Genomic DNA, 18,805 nt, shown 5'->3' on the forward strand with positions numbered 1-18,805 from the left:
TTCTCCGAGGCGCTTCCCAGAAAATCATCGCCAAAACCAACCGGGTAAAAAGCGGTGGTAGAGTCCGGCTTTCCTTCACTTTCAGGCAAGCGGACGGCCATGAAAAAACGGATGACGTCGACACCGCACGATGCGGTATTCAAACGATTTCTTCGCCACCCGGAGACGGCGCATGATTTCCTCACGCTCTACCTTCCCCAGGCGATCCGCCAGCGGTGTGATTTTGCGACGCTGCGGCTGGAGCCAGCGAGCTTTATTGATGAGGATTTGCGCGCCTGGTATTCGGACGTGCTGTGGTCAGTACAAACCCGCTCCGGCCCGGGGTATGTTTATGTGGTCATAGAACACCAGAGCTCGCCGGATAACCATATGGCTTTTCGCCTGATGCGCTATGCGATTGCCGCGATGCAGCGGCATCTCGACGCTGGGCATAAAGCGCTGCCGCTGGTCGTGCCGATGCTTTTTTATCATGGTGCGGCCAGTCCCTATCCCTTTTCCCTGAACTGGCTGGATGAATTTGCCGACCCGCAGATGGCGAAGAAGCTGTATGCCTGCCCGTTTCCGCTGGTTGACGTAACGGTGATGCCGGATGATGAAATCGTTCAGCATCGGCGGGTCGCTTTGCTGGAGCTGATGCAAAAGCATATTCGTCAGCGCGATCTCAGCGGGATTACGGAGTCGTTGGCGACCCTCGTGATGCTGGGATACACTAACCGCAGGCAGTTGAGAGTGCTGTTTCATTATATGCTGCAGTACGGCAATTCCGCCGATCCAGGCGTGTTTCTCCGCCGGTTGGCCCGCCGTCTGCCACAATATGAGGAGAGATTAATGTCCATCGCTCAAAAGCTCAAGCAGGAAGGTCGGCAAGAGGGAAGACAGGAAGGGCGGTTAGAGGGCCGGCAAGAAGGACGCCAGGAAGGGCTGCAGGAAGGGCTGCAGGAAGGGAGCCGACGGGAAGCGCTGCGCATTGCCGGCAGTATGCTGCAGAACGGTTTGGATAAGGAAACGGTCCAGCGAATTACCGGACTTTCGGCGGATGAACTCAAGCCGCTGCATTGTTAATACCCGGCCTCCACAACCATGGCCCGGCGCAAAAAGTCGCCGGGCGCGATGACTTAACCTTCGCTTTTCACCACTTTGATTTCAACCATGCCGATGCCCAGTTGGCGCGGGGAATGGCCGAGAATATTACCCTCGTTCGTGGACTGCGGGTCCGGCGGCGCAATCGTCAACGTGTTGCTGCGCGACGGATTATCGAAATGCAGGGTCGTGGTGGTGACATCATTGGCCAGCGTTAGCGTTTGTTCGCTGTTGCCCACGCGTACCGGAATCGGTTTATTGGCGTTTGGCCCGTAGGCTTTGGCGGTAATCACCAGGTCGAATTTCTCCGGCAGCGGCTCTTTATATTCAATTTTCACTTCACTGCCGAGCTGCGCGTTCGACCAGCGCCCCCATGATTCCGGGCGAGATATGCCGCTGAATTGCTTCACCTCTTCCGGCGCGCCGGCCACGTTGAACAGGAAGCTGTCGGCTTTATAGCGAATATCGTTATCGACAATCTTCAGAGTATCGACGTTGCCCTTATAACGTTCCATATCGATAAGGGTATCTTTAAAGGCGGTTTTACCCTGCCACTGGGCTTTGTCAACGCGCTGGACCTGCTGTTCGCCGCCTAGTTGACCCTGGGATACGCACCAGTCGGTGGAGAGCGCCAGCTCCGGCGACCATAGCTGACCCATTTTGTAGCAGCGGTCGACCCAGACGAAGTTATCGCGTGGCGCGAAGTCGGCTAGCTGGAAGCGCAGCGGCGCGGAGTATTCGCTCTCCGGCAGCGGCTCAACGCGCTTATCGGAGATGCGCAGCAGCAGCGGCAGGCGGAAATGGCTGCCGGAGAAGGAGATCATATTCTTCTGCGAATCAACGGTGAAATTCTTCATCTCTTTGGGGAAATTCCACAGGCGGATGATATCCGGCTTCCACGCCAGCACCTTCTCTTTCATATTGAGGAAAACGCTTGAAAGCGACTCCCCGGATAGACTGCTGCGGCCAAGACCAATAAAGTTATCGCCGCCGAGAATATCCAGCACCGTCGCGCCGTTGTCCATAGTATTACGTTTAACGGCCAGCGTATCCTGCTGGGGCTTATCGCCGCGCAGAATGAAAAACAGGTTGCTGCGATCCTGTTTATTCAGATACTCCCAGGCGGTGTTTTTCATCGCCAGGTGATCGGATGAGACCACAATGACCGTATTTTTGAACCACGGCGACGCTTTAATCTTCTCAATTAACGCCGCGATATGCTCCTGACTACAGGAAACGGCGCTGAAAGAGAGGTTCTTTTTACCGTCCATATCGTAGCTTTTGCGCTGGCAGGTACGGGAAATAAAACCATCCGGATGATGGGTGTCGACCGTCAGCGCAAACAGCGAGAAGCGTTTTCCCGATTGTGAAAGCGCTTCGAATTTTTTCCAGGTTTCATCAAGCACCGTATCATCGTAGAAGCCCCAATCGTTACGGTAGGTTGGGTCGGCGACCGTGGTTTTTAGCTCTTCCGCGCCGTACAGATGATCGAAGCCGTGCGATTTCAGGAAAACGTCTTTTCCGGCAAAGCGCAGGTTAGCGCCCTGTACGAAGTAGTTCTCATAACCCGAGTTTTTCAGGATATCGCCGAGGCAGATATTCTGCGGGAAAAAACTGGAAACCGAAGCCGATGCGTTGCCTTCAAACGGCGCAAACAGCGGTATCCCGCACTGGGAAGCGACCATTCCGGCAATCGTGTAGTCAGTACCGGGGAGCTGGGCGGTGTTGCTGAAATCCAGGCCCTCGCTTTTTAGCTTGCCGAGCTCCGGGGTCAGGTTCGGGAAGGCGTCGTTATCAAAATAAGTGCGCTCAAGGCTTTCGCCGTAGATGTACACCAGGTTCAGTTTCGGGTCCGCGATGCTTTTTGACGGTTCTTTGTAGTAAGCCACAAAGTCAGGATCGCCATCGCGGGACTGGGATTTGACCAACTCGCTAATCTGGCGGAAGGCCGGACTGGCGTCCACGGACGCCAGCGCCAGAACCAGCGCCACCAGGCTGTAACCAAAGTGATGAGGATGATGCCGGCGGCGGCGCAGTACCCAGCCGAGTGCGCCAAATACCGCGACCAGCGCCACGACCAGCCCAACGCCCGGCAGAATATATTTGCCCACGCCAGCGCCCGTCAGGCTGTTGGTCAACGTATAAAGTACCGCGTCATTGATACCGTCGCCGGTGAAGTAATTGCTGGCGTAGAGGGTAATATTCAGAATAACGAACAGGCCCAGCACCGTGAGCGTGGCGGCGAACCACCAGGTATTACGACCGGCTTTTAACGCATAAATCATCACCGAAGCAACAAACAGGGCGATGGATAACAACTCTGACACAGCTCATCCTCATTCACGCCAGCTGTCGGCTGGCCAGATAGATCTTTTTCCACGCTACACTGTAATTGCAGCGCAATATTGCCGCAATTGTATCGTCATGAATTTGTGCTGTGGTTCAGAATTGGTTTAGAAATCGCCATTTTTGACCCGCTTCACATCTTGTCTGCCAGGGGTTCAGAAGGAGAGATGTTAAAAAACAGAGGTTGCGGCCGCGCTGGCCAGGGTAAAGCGCCAAACGCGGCATTATGCGGCCAGGATCAGGAGAGGAAGCTAACGCCCTGTTTTAATACCAGGTCGCAGGCTTTGGTTTTCACTTTTTCTGCCAGCGGGCTACTGCCGAGGCTATTCAGATTCAGCTGCTGACCGTCTTTGCTACTCAGCAAGCCCTGAAGGCCATCAAGATAATTGGTGTCTTCTTTTTGTTTTTCCGGCGCGCTGAGACCCAGCTTATCCAGAACCTGGTTTTTAATGTTTTCGGTATTGGTTACCGACGTCAGTTTCTGTTTCGCGCAATAAGACATAATCCCGGCGGCATTATTCATGCTGCTGGAAGTCAACGACTGACTGCCGCCGTTGAGCAAACCGGTCAGCGAAGAGAGGGACATGCCGCCGCTTTGCTGGCTACCGCTCTGGCTGCTGAGCTGGTTCGCAGCGCTGGAGAGAGAGTCCTGCCAGGAGGTGGCGTGAGCGCCGAAGGTCAATAAAGCGCTGGCCACCATCGCCGTGCGGAATAACGTTTTTACAGATTTCATAGACATACTCTTCGCCGTGACTGAACAATGTCCTGATTATAACGCCGGCAGTGTTCAGAAATATCTTAATACTCTTTGCCGGTCACGCGATCGCGGTAGCTGTCCCAGTTGAAGTTGACCCACAGGCTATTGCCCAGCCGCATGCGGTCCATGACGCGCTCGCCAAGAAGCTTGTTCATCTCGTCCATGGTGCTGTTAGTCAGCATACCGGTGGGACGTTTTGACGAAGAGCGACGATCGACGATCTGGTTAATGATAACTTTTTCGTAGCGTGATTCCGTTTGCATCCCGATTTCGTCAATCACCAGCAGGTCGACTTTGCTCAGGTCGGTGAGAAGCTGCTCTTCGCTGGTTTCCCGGTTGCCGAAGGTATCTTTCATCGCTGACATGATATCGGCGACGGTAATAATCAACACCGACTTGCCCCGCAGCAGCAGTTCGTTGCAGATAGCGGCGGCGAGGTGGTTTTTTCCGGTGCCCGGTTTGCCGGAAAAGATAAAGCTGGCGATATTGCCGTCGAACTCCTCGACGTACTGGCGCGCTCGGGAAAGCGCAATCATCTGGCCTTCACACTCAACCCGGTAGTTATCCAGCGAGCAGTTCTGGTGCAGCGGTCGGATACCGGAACGGTTAAAGGTACGCTGCATTTTCATGGCGCGGTTTTCGCGTTCCAGCGCTTCAGACCGCAGCTTGCCCTGTTCTTTTTGCCATGCCAGCAGCTCCTCACCTGTCTTAAACGCGGGTTCGACATGGGCTGGCATCATCTTTTGCAGGCGCTTCATTAAATCGCCGACATTTTTCATGCTCATCCGCGGAATCCTCGTGGAATATGATTTTCGGGTTCGCTAATCGCGTTGACGTCACGCCGCGGCTGGCCGCCGTTGCTGGCCCGGCCAATCTGTACGCTGCGCGCTAGCTTCTGCTGCCACTGGACATGATGAAAGACTTTACCTTCCGCCTGCCAGTAGGCGACAAATGCGGCCAGCTCTTCCGGCGTAACGGGCTGGCTTAGGGCGATGCCCCACAGCGCGGCCTGACGCTGAAAATCGGCATCCGGCTGCCAGTCAGCGTACATCGGGAATTTGCCCATCGGTACTGCAACGGGAACCGCCGCCGGCTCGTCAAAAAACTGCGCGTCGAGGGCGATATCGCTATTGGGGCGCGCCAGTTTGGCTTCCAGCTCCAGCAGCTGCGCCAGACGCTCCGGCGTCAGCGCATAGAAGGCGGGGGCATTGTTGGTAAATACGGCGACGGCGCCGCTGGCCGATTTTGCCAGTACCGCTGCGTGATCCTGCATGAAGTCATCCAGACCGCTAAAATCGGTAGTTAATATTCGTGAAGACATAAATCAATCTCAACTCTGAACAACTAAAAGGAGAGGGGTAGCTGCACACATAGTAGCATAGAGGTCGCTCAGGAAGGAGCGCCGCAGGTAACCCGGCGGCGCGGTGAATTAAACGCGCGGACGCTTGCGATACAGCCAAAGCCCCGGGATAGAAAGACCGATCGATAATGCGCCAACGATGGATGAAGCCTTGAGAAAGTTACTCAGCAGCATAATCATCATCTCTTCCGAGTAGCCGAAATGGCTGATTTTGACCGCTGAAATCATCGCGGTATAGGCAGAGATACCGGGGAACATCGGGATCACCGCCGCTACGGTGAAAATCTTCGGGTGCGCCAGATACCAACGGGACCACTGGATCCCAATGCTGCCAACCAGCAGGGCGGCCATGAACGTTGCCCACTCGATATTAAAACCTGCCGTCATCATGACCATGCGCGAGCCGTGGCCGATAGCCCCCAGCAGCGCGCACCAGCGCAGCGCTCGCTGTGGGACGTTGAATACCATGGCGAACCCAACGGCGGGGATGGCTGCCAGAGCCATATCCTGCGCCAGCGCGTAGAGATACATAATTATGCCCATCCGCGTAGCCCCCACATCGTCATCGCCATCACCACGCCAATACAGGTGGCGAGCGTGAGCAGACTGGCAATGGCCCAGCGCGCCAGGCCGGTATTGATATGCCCTTTAAACATGTCGGCAACGGCGTTGATCAGCGGAAAGCCGGGTACCAGCAGCAGTACGCTGGCGGCCATCGCTATCGTCGGCGTGCTGGCGAAAGCGGGCAGGCGCAGCATCAGTCCGGAGATGGTCGTTGCGACGAAGGCGGTGAGGCAGAAATTGATTTGCGGATGCATAGAGCGATGGGTGAGTACCTGACGAATATACATGGCTATCGTACTGGCGCAGAAGGTGACCAGCGCGCCATCCCAGCCGCCGTTGTTAAGTTTGCAAAAGCAGGCGCAGGAGAGGCCGACCATTAATACCAGTAGCCAGCGTGGGTAGCGCAGCGGTTTAATTTGCGCGAATCGTTTTTCGACATCCTTATAATCCAGCAGTTTATGCTCTGCCATAATCACAATATGCTGAACTTCCGTGACGACGTGCATGTTGATGCCGCGATCGGTGTTTTTTCGCGTTGAAGTCAGGCATTCGCCATCTTTGATGGTTGTGAGCACAATCGCATTGGAAGAGATGGCGCTTTCAACGCTATCCATCCCCAACGCCAGGCCCAGACGAGTTGAAAGCTCCTCAACCAGCGCGCTTTCCGCGCCATGCTGTAATAAGAAAAGACCACATTGAATGCACAAGCGCGTGATTGCGCGCTGGGTTGCCCGATCTGCTTGCATAAATACCTGCTGTCCGTGATGCCCGATGCCGTAGTGTCTGGCGATACTTTTACCTGAAGTCGTGCTTTCTCTGAGCGGTCAGGATCAAACAATGTGTAAAAAAACACCCGCTCTGCGGGCTCTGTGAAAATTTGAACTCAGCCACACTTCCGCAAGATTGGTGAAAAGTACAATTTTTGCGCCATTTTCTCCCTTCTTTTTCCCGGTAGACTTATCAAAAATGCAAATTCAAACTTTTAATAAACAAAAAACAAACAAATAATTAACCTTGCTGAGGCGATCCTATGAAAACACAAGTGGCGATTATCGGCGCGGGTCCGTCCGGACTCCTGTTGGGGCAGCTCTTACATAACGCCGGGATTCAGACGGTGATACTTGAGCGACAGACGCCCGAGTATGTGCTGGGGAGGATCCGTGCGGGCATTCTGGAAAGCGGAACGGTAGAGCTGCTGCGCGAAGCCGGGGCGGCCCGGCGAATGGATGCTGAAGGCCTGATCCATCATGGGGTCGAGTTTCTGTTTGAAGGCAAGCGCGTACCGGTTGCGCTGACGGAGTTGACGGAAGGCAAAAGCGTGATGGTATACGGCCAGACTGAGGTGACGCGGGATTTAATGGCGGCGCGGGCGGAATGTGGCGCCCCGACGATTTATGGCGTTAGCGACGTCACAATTAATGATGCCAAAAGCGATAGACCATCGGTCTCTTTTACCTGTAACGGAGAAAACCTCCTCCTGGAGTGCGACTTTATCGCCGGTTGCGACGGCTTTCACGGCGTGTCCCGGCAGAGTATTCCGGCAGGGGTTCTGAAAGAGTACGAGAGCGTCTGGCCGTTTGGCTGGCTGGGACTGCTTGCCGACACGCCGCCGGTAAATCCGGAGCTTATTTACGCTCACCACGAACGCGGGTTTGTGCTGTGTAGTCAGCGCTCACTAACCAGAAGTCGCTATTATCTGCAGATACCGCTTAGCGAAAAGGTGGAGGCCTGGTCTGATGAGCGCTTTTGGAATGAACTTAAACGGCGTCTCCCTGATGAGTTATCCGGCAAGTTAGTGACGGGTCACTCACTGGAGAAGAGCATCGCGCCGCTGCGCAGCTATGTGGTGGAGCCGATGCAGTACGGGAAGCTATTTCTGGTGGGAGATGCGGCGCATATCGTACCGCCAACCGGGGCAAAAGGGTTGAATCTCGCAGCGTCCGACGTGAACTATTTATGGCGGATCCTGCGCGAGTATTATCACCATGGCCGCGTTGACCTCTTAGCCAGCTACTCGCGTTTGGCGTTGGATCGGGTGTGGAAGGGGGAGCGTTTCAGCTGGTTTATGACGCGTCTGCTGCATGATTTTCCGCAGCAAAGCGAGTTCGATAGAAAAATGCAGGCGGCGGATCGTCGTTATTATCTGCAATCACGCGCCGGCTTAACCACTATCGCTGAAAACTATGTTGGTCTGCCGATGGAGTGCGTGGCGTAACACCAAAAATATCCGGAGGCGTGATGCAGGCAGTGAGCACCATTCCCGTTTTCAAACTGTATGGCGAAGAGCAGGGCTGGCCAACGCCCGAACTTCTGCACTGTGAGTCGATACTCCAGCGCAGCCATCTTTATGAATGGCATATCCGCGTGCATCAGCATGCTGAGCTGGTGCAGCTGTTGTACCTGCATAAAGGGCGGGCGGAAATTGAAATCGAAGGAACAACGACCGTGATGGTGGAATCCTGTATTCAGGTTGTTCCGGCGCTTTGTATTCATGGATTTCGATTTTCGCCGGGCACGGAAGGATACGTTTTATCCCTGGCATTACCCCTGCTCAGGAGGGTTGAGAATCAGTTTGGCCGCCAATTGGATCTCCTCGGCCAGCCGCAGTGTGTGCCGGTAAAAGCCTCTCGGGGCCATATTCGGGCGCTGTTTACCGCTTTGCGAGAAGAGTACCGTGAGGAGTATGATGCGCGTGAAATGATGCTGCATTCGCTGCTGGGAGCGCTGCTGGTCTGGCTGAATCGGCAATATCGCCCACAGCCGATAGCGGAGGACAAAGCGGAACGCAAGCGTAGCGTGATGCGCCATTTCTCTCGTCTCATTGAAAGCCATTATCGCGAACATCTGCCCTTAGCCGAATATGCCAGGCGGGTGGGTGTGTCCGCGACCCATTTAAATTATTTGTGTCATGAATTTTATGGCTGCAGCGCGCTGGGAGTTTTACATCAAAGGGTGATGCTTGAGGCGCGTCGCAACCTGCTGTATACCAGCATGACTATTGCGCAACTTTCTGATTACTTGGGGTTTAATGATGCTGCCTATTTTTCTCGTTTCTTTCGTCGCTATAGCGGCGAATCCCCAAAAGCATTTAGGAAAAAAATTAAATAAAGAAATCTTTATTTAATTTATCTTAAGTTAGCGTATCTAACGACGATGTTAACCATTTCTAATTTATTGATGACAACTACCTGTGTTAATGTTAATCATTGGCATGGATAACAGCAATATGTTACTCCTCACTATATAAGTTGGTTTTAGGGTACGATATAGCGTACCCGCCAGGGACGATAAAGATTCATTTTGGCAAAATAATTATGATGGTTATTAAATTATTCATCCGATTGTTTTTGCGCCGGCGGTGAGTCTTCGACAGGAAGCGGAGGGTTTATGTTACCAGGACAGGGTAAGTTCGGCATTATTATCAGCAGAATACCGGTGATGCAGTCCGGTTTGAAGGCCATCGTGGGGGAGCATCTCCCTGATTATGAATTGAATTTTTGTCGTTCTCAGGATGAGCTAACCCTGCTGCAATTGCGTCGCGCAGTGCTGGTTATCGCTGACTTGTCCGGTGAAATAGAGCATCCTAGAAACATTTGTGAACACTACTACTCTTTAATGACCCAATACAGGGATATACACTGGGTCTTTATGGTAGGAAACACCTGTTTTCCGTTAGCCGTTCAATTATTAATGCGTCCTGAAAGTACGTTAATTTCAGACAGCGAACCGGTAAAACGCCTTATCGAAGTAGTTCGCGCTGGTGGTCTTGCCGCCGAACGTATTAGCCAGACGTTGTTCTCCCCTGAAGTCGAACGCATCGGTGAAGAACAGCAAAAAATGGTCATTTTGACTCTTTCCGAGCGTAAAGTATTGAGGCTTCTTGCAAAAGGATGGGGAATTAATCAAATTGCTGCTTTATTGAAGAAGAGCAATAAAACCATAAGTGCGCAGAAAAATAGTGCTATGCGCCGCTTATCTCTACGTAGTAATGCAGAGATGTATGCCTGGATTAATAGTGCACAGGGAATGAAGGAGCTGAATATTTATTCAGCCTATGGAGATCAAACGGAATGGAAAAAGACTTCACAACACGATATATCGCTATCGTAGAGAAATGTGCGATGACGGAAGTAGCTCTTCGCCACATCTTAATTAATGAAAGTGGTAAGAATTATCGTATTCAATTCTTTCAAGATACTAAAGCATTAAAACGAGAGTTTCAGTCTAAAGATTTTTCTGCGATTATTTTTTCACTTTCAGGTAATCGCAGGTCCCGTCTTGAAAGCTTACTCTTTCTCCATGAGATCGCGCGTTATTGCCCAGAAATGCAAAGAATTGTCTTAGCGAATGATGAAGCGGAAATGCGTTTGGTTAGCCATCTGACGCCCTCCCGCTTACACGGCATTCTGAATAAATCTGCCTGTCGGATCCAGCTGCAGGAATATTTGCTTCAGCTTCTCGATCATAGCTATCAGACCAATGAGGGCTCGGTATGTCAAAAGCAGAGCATTTCTGGCCAAATTTTGAGCCCAACGGAGCATACCATCCTACGATATATGTCTTATGGCTACTCTTTACCTGAAATAGCGACACAGCTGGAAAGAAATATTAAAACGATTCGGGCCCATAAGTTCAATGCCATGACCAAGCTTGGCGTCAGTTCTGATATGGGACTACTGAGCGCGGCAGACATTTTAATGCGCCTGTCGGCGAATAATGACGATGCCAGAGTTATGCGCCTTGCTCAGTAGTGCCAACGATCTATTAAAGACAAACGTCAATCCACTTAGCATCAGTCAACTGCGCCATCCGCTCGGGTGAAATGCGAACGGCGCTATGAATTGATCCTGCTGCTGGCAGCACTTCCGGGTACTGCCTCAGTGAAATATCACAGTACACCGCCAGCGGAACTTCCAGGCCAAAGGGGCAGACGCCGCCAATAGGGTGTCCCGTCAGCGTAATGACCTCATCGCTGCTGAGCATGCGCGCTTTGGCGCCGAAGGCTTCCTTTAGTTTTTTATTATCCAGGCGCGCATCGCCTTTTGCGACAACGAGCACAACCCTGTCTTTTATTTTTAAAGACAGGGTCTTGGCTATTTGCCCGGGTTCAACGTTATGCGCCGCTGCGGCTAATGCTACCGTGGCCGTGCTCTGAGTAAGTTCGATGATTTCGATATCGGGGGCGTGGTCAGCAAAAAACTGCCGCACGGACTGCAGACTCATTGGAATCTCCTGATTAAGGCTTGTTAAAAATCTGTCACAAGCTTCGCAAAGTGTAAATATCTCTCGTTGATAATCAAGATTCTTTCTAATTTCTGGATCTCCTTCACATTCGCCGCAACCGGTTACTGTAACCGGTTGCGGTTATTCATAGAGACATGAATACTGACAAGGTAACTTCCCTGCGTCACCTATAACAAAAGAGCCGAAGATGAATCGAACGTACCTGAGCACTAAAGCCTGCGGGCTATCAAATCTGGTCGCTCACTCGCAGAAGCGGATTCATCACAGCGGCAAGATAATCGTTGTTGGGCCTGTTCATCTAGCCTGTCAGGAGGGCTGCTATGTCTGCTAACCATGCTGCATTTAATCTGATATTTCGCTTCGTAGAAAATTACATCAGCCCTGTCGCCGGGCGCATCTCGTCTCAGCGCCACGTGATGGCTATCCGCGACGGTTTTATCTCCGCCATGCCGTTTATGATTGTCGGCTCTTTTCTACTGGTATTCGCTTATCCGCCGTTTTCACCGGATACCACATGGGGATTTGCCCGCGCCTGGCTGGATCTGGCAAAAGAGTTTGAAGGGCGAATTCTGACGCCGTTCGATATGACGATGGGTATTATGTCGATCTATATTTGCGCCGCGATCGCCTATAACCTCGGTAAGCATTACGAAAAAATCAATCAGCTCGACCCCTTTATGTGCGCCATGCTGTCGATTATGGCCTTCCTGCTGGTGGCGGCGCCAAAAACGAACGGCAACCTGCCGGTAGATAGCCTGGGAGGAACCGGGATATTTACGGCGATTCTTGTGGCGGTCTATTGCGTTGAAATGATGCGTTTCCTGAAAGCGCATAATATTGGTATTCGCCTGCCGGATCAGGTGCCGCCGATGATCAAAAACTCGTTTGACCTGCTGATCCCGGTTCTGGTTGTCGTCCTGACGCTGTATCCCCTGAGCCTGCTTATTCAGCATCATTTTGATATGCTGATCCCTCAGGCCATTATGGCTATCTTTAAACCGCTGGTTTCCGCAGCCGACTCGCTGCCCGCAATTTTACTGGCGGTCCTGGTGGGCCACCTGCTGTGGTTTGCGGGTATCCACGGTGCGGCTATTGTTTCTGGCATGCTGCAGATGTTCTGGCTCACTAACCTCGGCATGAACCAGCAGGCTCTGGCGCAGGGTGCTCCACTGCCGCATATCTTTATGGAAGCGTTCTGGACATTCTTTATTGTGATTGGCGGTTCTGGAGCGACGATGGGGCTTGTGTTCTGCTATCTGCGTAGCCGCTCCGCGCATCTGCGGTCAATTGGCCGCCTGAGCGTGGTGCCAAGCCTGTTTAACATCAACGAGCCGGTCATTTTTGGCACGCCTATCGTGATGAACCCGGTGTTCTTTATTCCCTTCCTGCTGGCGCCGATGGTCAATGCCGTGCTGGCCTGGGCCGCCATGAAGATGGATCTCATTGGCCGGGTGATTTCGGTTGTGCCGTGGACCGCCCCGGCACCGATTGGCGGCGCATGGGCGCTGGGTTGGGATTTTCGGGCGGCGATTCTGGTGGTTGTCCTCGCGTGCGTTTCCGCGATTATCTACTTCCCGTTCTTCAAGGTTTATGAGAAACAGCTGTTAGCGCAAGAGGCCGAAGAGGCGCAGCGCATCGCGGAAGAGAGCCAGCAGACGGCATAAAAGCAAACGGGCGGCTGAAATAGCCGCCCGTTGACGTTATCAAAAGATCATTTCAGCGTGCAGTCCCCGCACTGCTGCACATCCGGCAGGCGATAGCGCTGGCAGCAGGTGCGGCGCACCAGCTGCCCTTCACGTAAAACCACGGTTCGCCACAGCGGGTTATCTTCGCCGTTGGATAGCTGTTTTTCGAAGAAGCAGTGCTGGCGTAGAGCGGCCACTTTTTCATCTCCCAGCAACGTTTTCATTTCTCCCAGATACCAGTTAATCAGGTAGCCAGTATTGTTCCAGATAAGCTTGCCATTAATATCGCCGGTGGCTTCAAGCGCCTGCACGACGGGTTGTAAAGCCGTGATGACCAGCTTTTCTATCCGGGACTGCGCGGGCTCTGTCGGGGAAGTACCTGCTGAATGAATATCAATCCAGAAACAGGCGGCGCGGCCTGACTCATGAAACTCGACGCGCACATGTTCCGGCGCCAGGCTAATAGCGCGATCTTCGCTCAACAGCGCCAACATTAAAGGGGGCACCAGTAAACCGATGTACCATTGCGCCCAGAGGGACAGCAGGGGTTTTTGCTCACGGGGTTGACTAGGCTGGTGACGATAAATATGGTCGGACCAGGTCGCGATGAACGAACTCAGCGTCGAGGGTTGTGACCATTCAGCCAGGGTTAGCGCATGGGGAGGGGCTTCTTCATTCAGACGGAGAAAATCCAGCAGATGGGGGCGTAACACGGTAATTTTGTCGCGTATTGAATTTGCCAGTTCACGGTCAGCCGAAGGGAGCGGTGCCCGCCAGATGATCTCAGTGTTGAATGCGAGTGAACGGTAAGCCATCGAATGCCAGATACAAATCTAAATGATAATGATTTCTGATACTAATGCCGTGGTCCCGGCTTGGCAAGCGATTTGTCCGCGCGGCGACTTTTGCCGCGCGGTAAAGGATTAGCTGGCGAGAATGACGTTTCTTCCCATATTTTTGGCTTCGTAGAGCGCGTTATCCGCCCGTTTCAGGGCGCTGTCAATATCAGCATCCACTAGCGGCGTCATACCGACACTGATAGTCACATTGGTCGCGACGCTTTCGTTAAACATGTGCGGGATTTTCAGATCATAGACCCGCTGACGAATCCGCTCTGCGGCCTGAAGAGCATTTTCTGCGCTGCTGCTGGTCAACAGCACCATGAACTCTTCGCCGCCAAAGCGGGCTACGATATCGCGTGAGCGCACTGCGTTACGAATGGCGGCGGAAACCTGAATCAATGCCTGGTCGCCCATCATATGCCCATAGTGGTCGTTGTAGGCTTTAAAATGGTCAATATCCAGCAGCAGGACGTAATGTCCGGCGCTGTCCAGAGAGAGGACGGTGTCGAGACGATTTTGCAAACCCCGACGGTTATACAAACCGGTAAGCGGATCCAACATACTGAGATCGTTAAGGGTATTACGTTCCTCCAGCAGCTTATCCATAAGTCCCTGGGTGAATATATCGCTGCGTTTCTGAATTAAGCTTTGCAGGGTGATGCCCGCAATAGGCAACAAGAAGCACCAGGACATGCGCAACCACTGTTCTCCGCCGCCCAGAATCAGGCAGGTAAAGTAGGTTGGTATAGAGTGCAAAGTAAAGCCAATGATATTGCTGGAAAAAGCAATAGTGCCAATAAATAACACGCTTAATAAGGCGATTACCAGGTAGTTAAAATGCGGCGGACCCATCATCAATGCTTTTAGCGCAACGTGCCATGCCCAAAGCAGGCCAAATATCAGAGAAATAATCGGAATATTTATTTTGTGCTGAGAGAATTTACAGTGCCATAGCAGCAGAACCGTGCTGCAGGCAACTATCAGAAAACAGGGTAATGTAAAAGTGATGACGGTAAAGAGCGGGCTGACAAGGGATAAGACGGATGAAACTAAATTAAGCAGTAAAAATAGCCGTAAGGAATACTGATATTTCTGTTCGTAATGGGAGCGCCAGGATTGTGCAGTCATGTCGGAGTTGTCATTATTAATCGTTAAAATTCAATGTGATATTAGTTTGAAGTGAATAATAAAAAACAGTGCGCAAAATAAGGTTTTTACGAAATAATCAGATTATTTAATATATAATTTCTTTTGCTTAATTTATCACCTTCATGAATGTATGTCATTACCGCAAACGTAAAGAATAAAGACTTCCCGTTTCCCTGACATGACAAATGATAAAAATTATCATATGATATTGGTTATCATTATCGCTATTAGAGGCAAAAACATGTTGCAGCGAACTTTAGGGAGTGGATGGGGCGCGGTGATCCCTGGCGTACTGATTGCCGCACTCGGGTTTGCCGATTTGTCGGTCGATGCCTGGCGCGCATTGGTGGCGCTGGGAATGCTCATGTCAGCGATCATGATTTGGCACCGTCAGCTACGACATTTTGTTTTGCTGCCGTCATGCGTGGCGTTAGTCAGTGGAATGATGCTGATTGTAATGAATATAAAGCTGATGGGATAAAACAGAAGGAGTTAAGAATATTGGTGCGAGGGGGGGGACTTGAACCCCCACGTCCGTAAGGACACTAACACCTGAAGCTAGCGCGTCTACCAATTCCGCCACCTTCGCACAGTATTCTTAATTTTTGATATCGCCTCGTTGGTGCGAGGGGGGGGACTTGAACCCCCACGTCCGTAAGAACACTAACACCTGAAGCTAGCGCGTCTACCAATTCCGCCACCTTCGCCCAGTGCGAGCAATATCAATGTGGATTATGGTGCGAGGGGGGGGACTTGAACCCCCACGTCCGTAAGGACACTAACACCTGAAGCTAGCGCGTCTACCAATTCCGCCACCTTCGCATACCATCGACACTATGAAAGTATCGTTACCACGGAGGCGCATTCTAGTGGTTTTCAGCTATTCGTCAATAGTTAATTGTATCAGTTGGATTGATTGTTGCAAAAATGGGCGGTCAGGTAGGGGAAACATCGGCGACCAGCGGCTGCTGGCGCCGAAAAATGGGGTTATTTCTTCGCCTGACGGGTCATCACCGTTCGGTAGACCTTAAAGCGGCCCGTTTGGGCAATCACTTCATGGAAGCCGAAGATCTCATCCAGCACGTTCGGATAGGGCAGGAAGGCGTTGGCGACAATGCGTAGCTCTCCGCCGCTGTTGAGATGACGAACTGCGCCGCGGATCAGGGTTTGCGCGGCCTCCAGGCTGGTCTGCAGACCATCGTGGAAAGGCGGGTTGGAGATAATCATGTCGAAGCGGCCGTTCACTTCAGAGAAGACGTTGCTGGCGAACACTTCCCCTTCGATGCCGTTAGCGGCGAGCGTAGCGCGGCTGGCTTCTACTGCCGGCGCGCTGACGTCGCATAACGTTAAGCGAACTTTAGGCGAGTGGCTGGCCAGTACGGTTGCCAGCACGCCAGCGCCGCAGCCGACGTCCAGAACTTTACCTTTGGTATGCGGGGTGAGCGTGGAAAGCAGCAACTGGCTACCAATATCCAGCCCGTCGCGGCTGAAGACGCCGGGAAGCGTTTTAATCGTCAAATTTTCCAGCGGATACTCGCCCCAGTACTGTTCGGGATCGAACGCGGGCTGTTTCTCCAGACGACCGTGATACAGCCCACAGCGGCGCGCGCTGTCGATTTTGCTCAGCGGCGCATACTCCGCCAGCATCTGCTCGGCGCTGCGTACGCCGCTGCGGTTCTCGCCAACCACGAAAATATCAACACCGGTCGGCAGCAGCGAAAGCAGGTTCATCAGCTGAAACTGCGCTTCCGGTTTATTCTTTGGCCAGTAGTAGATCAGCGTATCGCAATCGGCGACATCGCCAGCCTCTGCGACCAGGCTATAGCGGGCATTTTCGCCCATCTGGCGGCTCAGTACCTGCCAGTGGTGGAACTGCTGGGTATGGGCGCGGCTGGCAGCCGTGTCCAGACGTGCGGGCAGGTCATCCTGCAGGTCACCGGCAAACAGAACGCGGGCGGACTCGAAATCATCACTGTGGCGCAGCAAGACTTCACTTGCCGGGGTAAAAGCGGACATGAAACACTCCTTCATTGAGACTGGCGCCGATTATACACGTTATCTTTCAGGCTGCCTCTTTGTTGGCGGTGGGACGCGCTTCGAGCGCCGCGTAGTTTGTTGGCGCAGATACGACGGATTTGCTATATTGCGCGCTTGATTAACAGGAGTGTTTCGCTATGACATCCCGACGAGACTGGCAATTACAGCAGCTGGGTATTACCCAGTGGTCGCTGCGTCGTCCTGGGGCGTTACAGGGTGAAATCGCTATCTCGCTTCCTGGACACATTCGCCTGGTGATGGTAGCGGAAGAACCGCCATCGCTGAGCGAACCGCTTATCAGCGATATTCTGCGCGCGCTGGCCCTGACGCCGGGGCAGGTGATGCAGCTGACGCCTGAGCGCGTTGCGATGCTGCCTCAGGACGCACGCTGTAATAGCTGGCGGCTGGGCACCGACGCGGCGCTACCGCTGGCGGGCGCACAGATCGCCACGCCTGCTTTCGATGAACTTCAGACCAGCACGCCTGCTCGCATGGCGCTCTGGCAACAGATTTGCGCACATGAACACGATTTCTACCCTCAACCCGGCTGATTTGCCCCGCGCCTGGCAAATTGAAACGCGCGCCCACGCTTTTCCGTGGAGCGAACAGACGTTTGCCAGTAATCAGGGCGAGCGCTATCTGAATCTTCAACTGTCCGTGGACGGCGTGATGGCGGCTTTTGCCATTACGCAAATCATCCTCGACGAGGCGACGCTGTTCAATATTGCCGTCGACCCTGCCTTTCAGCGTCGTGGTCTGGGCAGGGAACTGCTGGAACAGGTGATTGATGAGGTCGAAAAACGCGGCGTCGTCACGCTGTGGCTGGAGGTGCGCGCGTCTAACGTCGCCGCCATCGCGCTCTATGAAAGCTTAGGCTTTAACGAGGCGACGATTCGCCGCAACTATTACCCCACGGTCGACGGACGTGAGGACGCAATCATTATGGCACTGCCAATCAGTATGTAAGACAAGGTGATACGATGAAGTGGGACTGGATTTTCTTTGATGCCGATGAAACGTTATTTACGTTTGACTCATTTAGCGGCCTACAGCGGATGTTTCTCGACTATAGCGTGACGTTCTCCGCAGAGGATTTTCAGGACTACCAGGCCGTGAATAAGCCGCTGTGGGTGGATTATCAAAACGGCGCCATTACTTCGCTTCAGCTGCAGCATCAGCGCTTTGACGGTTGGGCGGAGCGCCTGAACGTCCCTCCCGGCGAGCTGAACGCCGCATTTATGAACGCGATGGCGGAGATCTGTTCGCCGCTGCCGGGGGCCGTATCGCTGCTCGATTCGCTGCAGGGGAAGGTGAAAATGGGCATTATCACCAACGGTTTTACCTCGCTACAGCAGACGCGTCTTGAACGTACAGGTTTACGCGATCACTTTGATTTGTTGATTATCTCCGAAGAGGTTGGGGTGGCTAAGCCGGATGCGCGTATTTTTGACTATGCGCTGGCGCAGGCGGGCAACCCCGATCGTTCGCGGGTGCTGATGGTTGGCGATACCGCTGAGTCTGATATTCGCGGTGGCGTAAATGCCGGCCTGGCGACCTGCTGGTTCAACCCCCATCAGCGCGAGCTGCCCGCGGACCTCCGCCCGGACTGGACGGTCACCTCTTTAAGCGAACTGGAGCAACTCCTGTGTAAACACTGATTGCCTCCCCCCCATTGATGGGTAAAATAGCCGCAATTTTTTCGTATTCAACATGCGCGGCGCGTTGCCGCGTTTACTAAGAA

20 protein-coding genes, 3 tRNA genes and 1 pseudogene are annotated in these 18,805 nt (G+C 53.0%); 10 read left to right on the forward strand and 14 right to left on the reverse strand.

What is annotated here, in order from left to right:
- Window positions 1-99: 99 nt before the first annotated feature.
- Window positions 100-1,062 carry an Rpn family recombination-promoting nuclease/putative transposase gene (locus tag IYV58_RS03675; RefSeq protein ID WP_139529244.1) on the forward strand — a complete coding sequence of 321 codons (963 nt, stop codon included), beginning with the start codon at window positions 100-102 and terminating at the stop codon, window positions 1,060-1,062.
- Between the two features lie 53 nt (window positions 1,063-1,115).
- On the opposite strand, the gene opgB is transcribed toward IYV58_RS03675, so the two are convergent.
- From opgB to IYV58_RS03705, 6 genes are all read right to left on the reverse strand, one after another.
- Entirely contained in the window at window positions 1,116-3,407 is a 2,292-nt protein-coding gene (opgB, locus tag IYV58_RS03680; protein WP_004128650.1) for a phosphatidylglycerol--membrane-oligosaccharide glycerophosphotransferase, read from the reverse strand.
- A gap of 257 nt (window positions 3,408-3,664) precedes the next feature.
- On the reverse strand, window positions 3,665-4,159 hold the full coding sequence (locus IYV58_RS03685; RefSeq protein WP_004128652.1) for a YjjA family protein: 495 nt from the start codon (window positions 4,157-4,159) through the stop codon (window positions 3,665-3,667).
- Between the two features lie 65 nt (window positions 4,160-4,224).
- Window positions 4,225-4,962 carry a DNA replication protein DnaC gene (dnaC, locus tag IYV58_RS03690; RefSeq protein WP_014227813.1) on the reverse strand — a complete coding sequence of 246 codons (738 nt, stop codon included), beginning with the start codon at window positions 4,960-4,962 and terminating at the stop codon, window positions 4,225-4,227.
- Between the two features lie 2 nt (window positions 4,963-4,964).
- Complete coding sequence (dnaT, locus tag IYV58_RS03695) at window positions 4,965-5,504, reverse strand: primosomal protein DnaT (RefSeq protein ID WP_195729431.1); 540 nt, start codon at window positions 5,502-5,504, stop codon at window positions 4,965-4,967.
- A gap of 108 nt (window positions 5,505-5,612) precedes the next feature.
- Window positions 5,613-6,086, reverse strand: coding sequence for a threonine/serine exporter (locus tag IYV58_RS03700; protein ID WP_004134228.1), 474 nt, complete (start codon window positions 6,084-6,086; stop codon window positions 5,613-5,615).
- On the reverse strand, window positions 6,077-6,853 hold the full coding sequence (locus tag IYV58_RS03705; RefSeq protein ID WP_004128660.1) for a threonine/serine exporter family protein: 777 nt from the start codon (window positions 6,851-6,853) through the stop codon (window positions 6,077-6,079). Before IYV58_RS03705 ends, IYV58_RS03700 begins: the two co-directional genes overlap by 10 nt.
- Before the next feature lie 284 nt (window positions 6,854-7,137).
- Here IYV58_RS03705 and pobA point away from each other — a divergent pair, with 284 nt between their 5' ends.
- From pobA to bglJ, 4 genes are all read left to right on the forward strand, one after another.
- Complete coding sequence (pobA, locus tag IYV58_RS03710) at window positions 7,138-8,322, forward strand: 4-hydroxybenzoate 3-monooxygenase (RefSeq protein ID WP_195729432.1); 1,185 nt, start codon at window positions 7,138-7,140, stop codon at window positions 8,320-8,322.
- 23 nt (window positions 8,323-8,345) lie between these two features.
- Window positions 8,346-9,215 carry a helix-turn-helix domain-containing protein gene (locus IYV58_RS03715; RefSeq protein WP_004128665.1) on the forward strand — a complete coding sequence of 290 codons (870 nt, stop codon included), beginning with the start codon at window positions 8,346-8,348 and terminating at the stop codon, window positions 9,213-9,215.
- A 279-nt stretch (window positions 9,216-9,494) separates the two neighbouring features.
- Complete coding sequence (locus IYV58_RS03720) at window positions 9,495-10,217, forward strand: helix-turn-helix transcriptional regulator (RefSeq protein WP_087828597.1); 723 nt, start codon at window positions 9,495-9,497, stop codon at window positions 10,215-10,217.
- Window positions 10,178-10,858 (forward strand): DNA-binding transcriptional activator BglJ, encoded by a 681-nt coding sequence (gene bglJ / locus IYV58_RS03725; protein ID WP_004128669.1) that lies wholly within the window; start codon window positions 10,178-10,180, stop codon window positions 10,856-10,858. The genes IYV58_RS03720 and bglJ overlap by 40 nt, the downstream gene beginning before the upstream one ends.
- 13 nt (window positions 10,859-10,871) lie before the next feature.
- On the opposite strand, the gene IYV58_RS03730 is transcribed toward bglJ, so the two are convergent.
- Window positions 10,872-11,330, reverse strand: a complete 459-nt coding sequence (locus tag IYV58_RS03730; protein WP_004128671.1) for a YbaK/EbsC family protein — start codon at window positions 11,328-11,330, stop codon at window positions 10,872-10,874.
- Between the two features lie 341 nt (window positions 11,331-11,671).
- On the opposite strand from IYV58_RS03730, the gene IYV58_RS03735 reads away from it, so the two are divergent.
- Window positions 11,672-13,015, forward strand: a complete 1,344-nt coding sequence (locus IYV58_RS03735; protein ID WP_142445038.1) for a PTS sugar transporter subunit IIC — start codon at window positions 11,672-11,674, stop codon at window positions 13,013-13,015.
- A gap of 47 nt (window positions 13,016-13,062) precedes the next feature.
- On the opposite strand, the gene fhuF is transcribed toward IYV58_RS03735, so the two are convergent.
- The 3 genes and pseudogenes from fhuF to IYV58_RS28575 all read right to left on the reverse strand — a co-directional run.
- Window positions 13,063-13,851, reverse strand: a complete 789-nt coding sequence (gene fhuF, locus IYV58_RS03740; RefSeq protein ID WP_004128675.1) for a siderophore-iron reductase FhuF — start codon at window positions 13,849-13,851, stop codon at window positions 13,063-13,065.
- A 108-nt stretch (window positions 13,852-13,959) separates the two neighbouring features.
- Window positions 13,960-15,006, reverse strand: a complete 1,047-nt coding sequence (locus IYV58_RS03745) for a GGDEF domain-containing protein (RefSeq protein WP_004128677.1) — start codon at window positions 15,004-15,006, stop codon at window positions 13,960-13,962.
- Between the two features lie 92 nt (window positions 15,007-15,098).
- Window positions 15,099-15,164: pseudogene (locus IYV58_RS28575) on the reverse strand (hypothetical protein); the annotation flags it as partial.
- A gap of 104 nt (window positions 15,165-15,268) precedes the next feature.
- Between IYV58_RS28575 and IYV58_RS03750 the strand changes: the two are divergent.
- Window positions 15,269-15,508, forward strand: coding sequence for a DUF1435 domain-containing protein (locus IYV58_RS03750; protein ID WP_004128679.1), 240 nt, complete (start codon window positions 15,269-15,271; stop codon window positions 15,506-15,508).
- Window positions 15,509-15,529: 21 nt separating this feature from the next.
- On the opposite strand, the gene IYV58_RS03755 is transcribed toward IYV58_RS03750, so the two are convergent.
- The 4 genes from IYV58_RS03755 to rsmC form a co-directional block, all read right to left on the reverse strand.
- Window positions 15,530-15,616 (reverse strand) — tRNA-Leu (locus IYV58_RS03755).
- A 31-nt stretch (window positions 15,617-15,647) separates the two neighbouring features.
- Window positions 15,648-15,734 (reverse strand) — tRNA-Leu (locus IYV58_RS03760).
- Between the two features lie 28 nt (window positions 15,735-15,762).
- Window positions 15,763-15,849: transfer RNA gene (locus IYV58_RS03765), tRNA-Leu, on the reverse strand.
- A gap of 165 nt (window positions 15,850-16,014) precedes the next feature.
- Window positions 16,015-17,043: a 16S rRNA (guanine(1207)-N(2))-methyltransferase RsmC gene (gene rsmC / locus IYV58_RS03770; RefSeq protein ID WP_049114002.1), complete on the reverse strand. Its 1,029-nt coding sequence runs from the start codon at window positions 17,041-17,043 to the stop codon at window positions 16,015-16,017.
- A 158-nt stretch (window positions 17,044-17,201) separates the two neighbouring features.
- On the opposite strand from rsmC, the gene IYV58_RS03775 reads away from it, so the two are divergent.
- From IYV58_RS03775 to yjjG, 3 genes are read left to right on the forward strand one after another with little or no spacing between them, the layout of a single operon-like run.
- Window positions 17,202-17,615, forward strand: a complete 414-nt coding sequence (locus tag IYV58_RS03775; protein WP_004128684.1) for a DNA polymerase III subunit psi — start codon at window positions 17,202-17,204, stop codon at window positions 17,613-17,615.
- Complete coding sequence (gene rimI / locus IYV58_RS03780; protein ID WP_004128686.1) at window positions 17,584-18,030, forward strand: ribosomal protein S18-alanine N-acetyltransferase; 447 nt, start codon at window positions 17,584-17,586, stop codon at window positions 18,028-18,030. The genes IYV58_RS03775 and rimI overlap by 32 nt, the downstream gene beginning before the upstream one ends.
- A gap of 14 nt (window positions 18,031-18,044) precedes the next feature.
- Window positions 18,045-18,722 carry a pyrimidine 5'-nucleotidase gene (yjjG, locus tag IYV58_RS03785; protein ID WP_004128688.1) on the forward strand — a complete coding sequence of 226 codons (678 nt, stop codon included), beginning with the start codon at window positions 18,045-18,047 and terminating at the stop codon, window positions 18,720-18,722.
- Window positions 18,723-18,805: the final 83 nt, after the last annotated feature.

This window comes from Klebsiella sp. BDA134-6 (genome assembly GCF_015601345.1).
Classification (GTDB): domain Bacteria; phylum Pseudomonadota; class Gammaproteobacteria; order Enterobacterales; family Enterobacteriaceae; genus Klebsiella; species Klebsiella grimontii.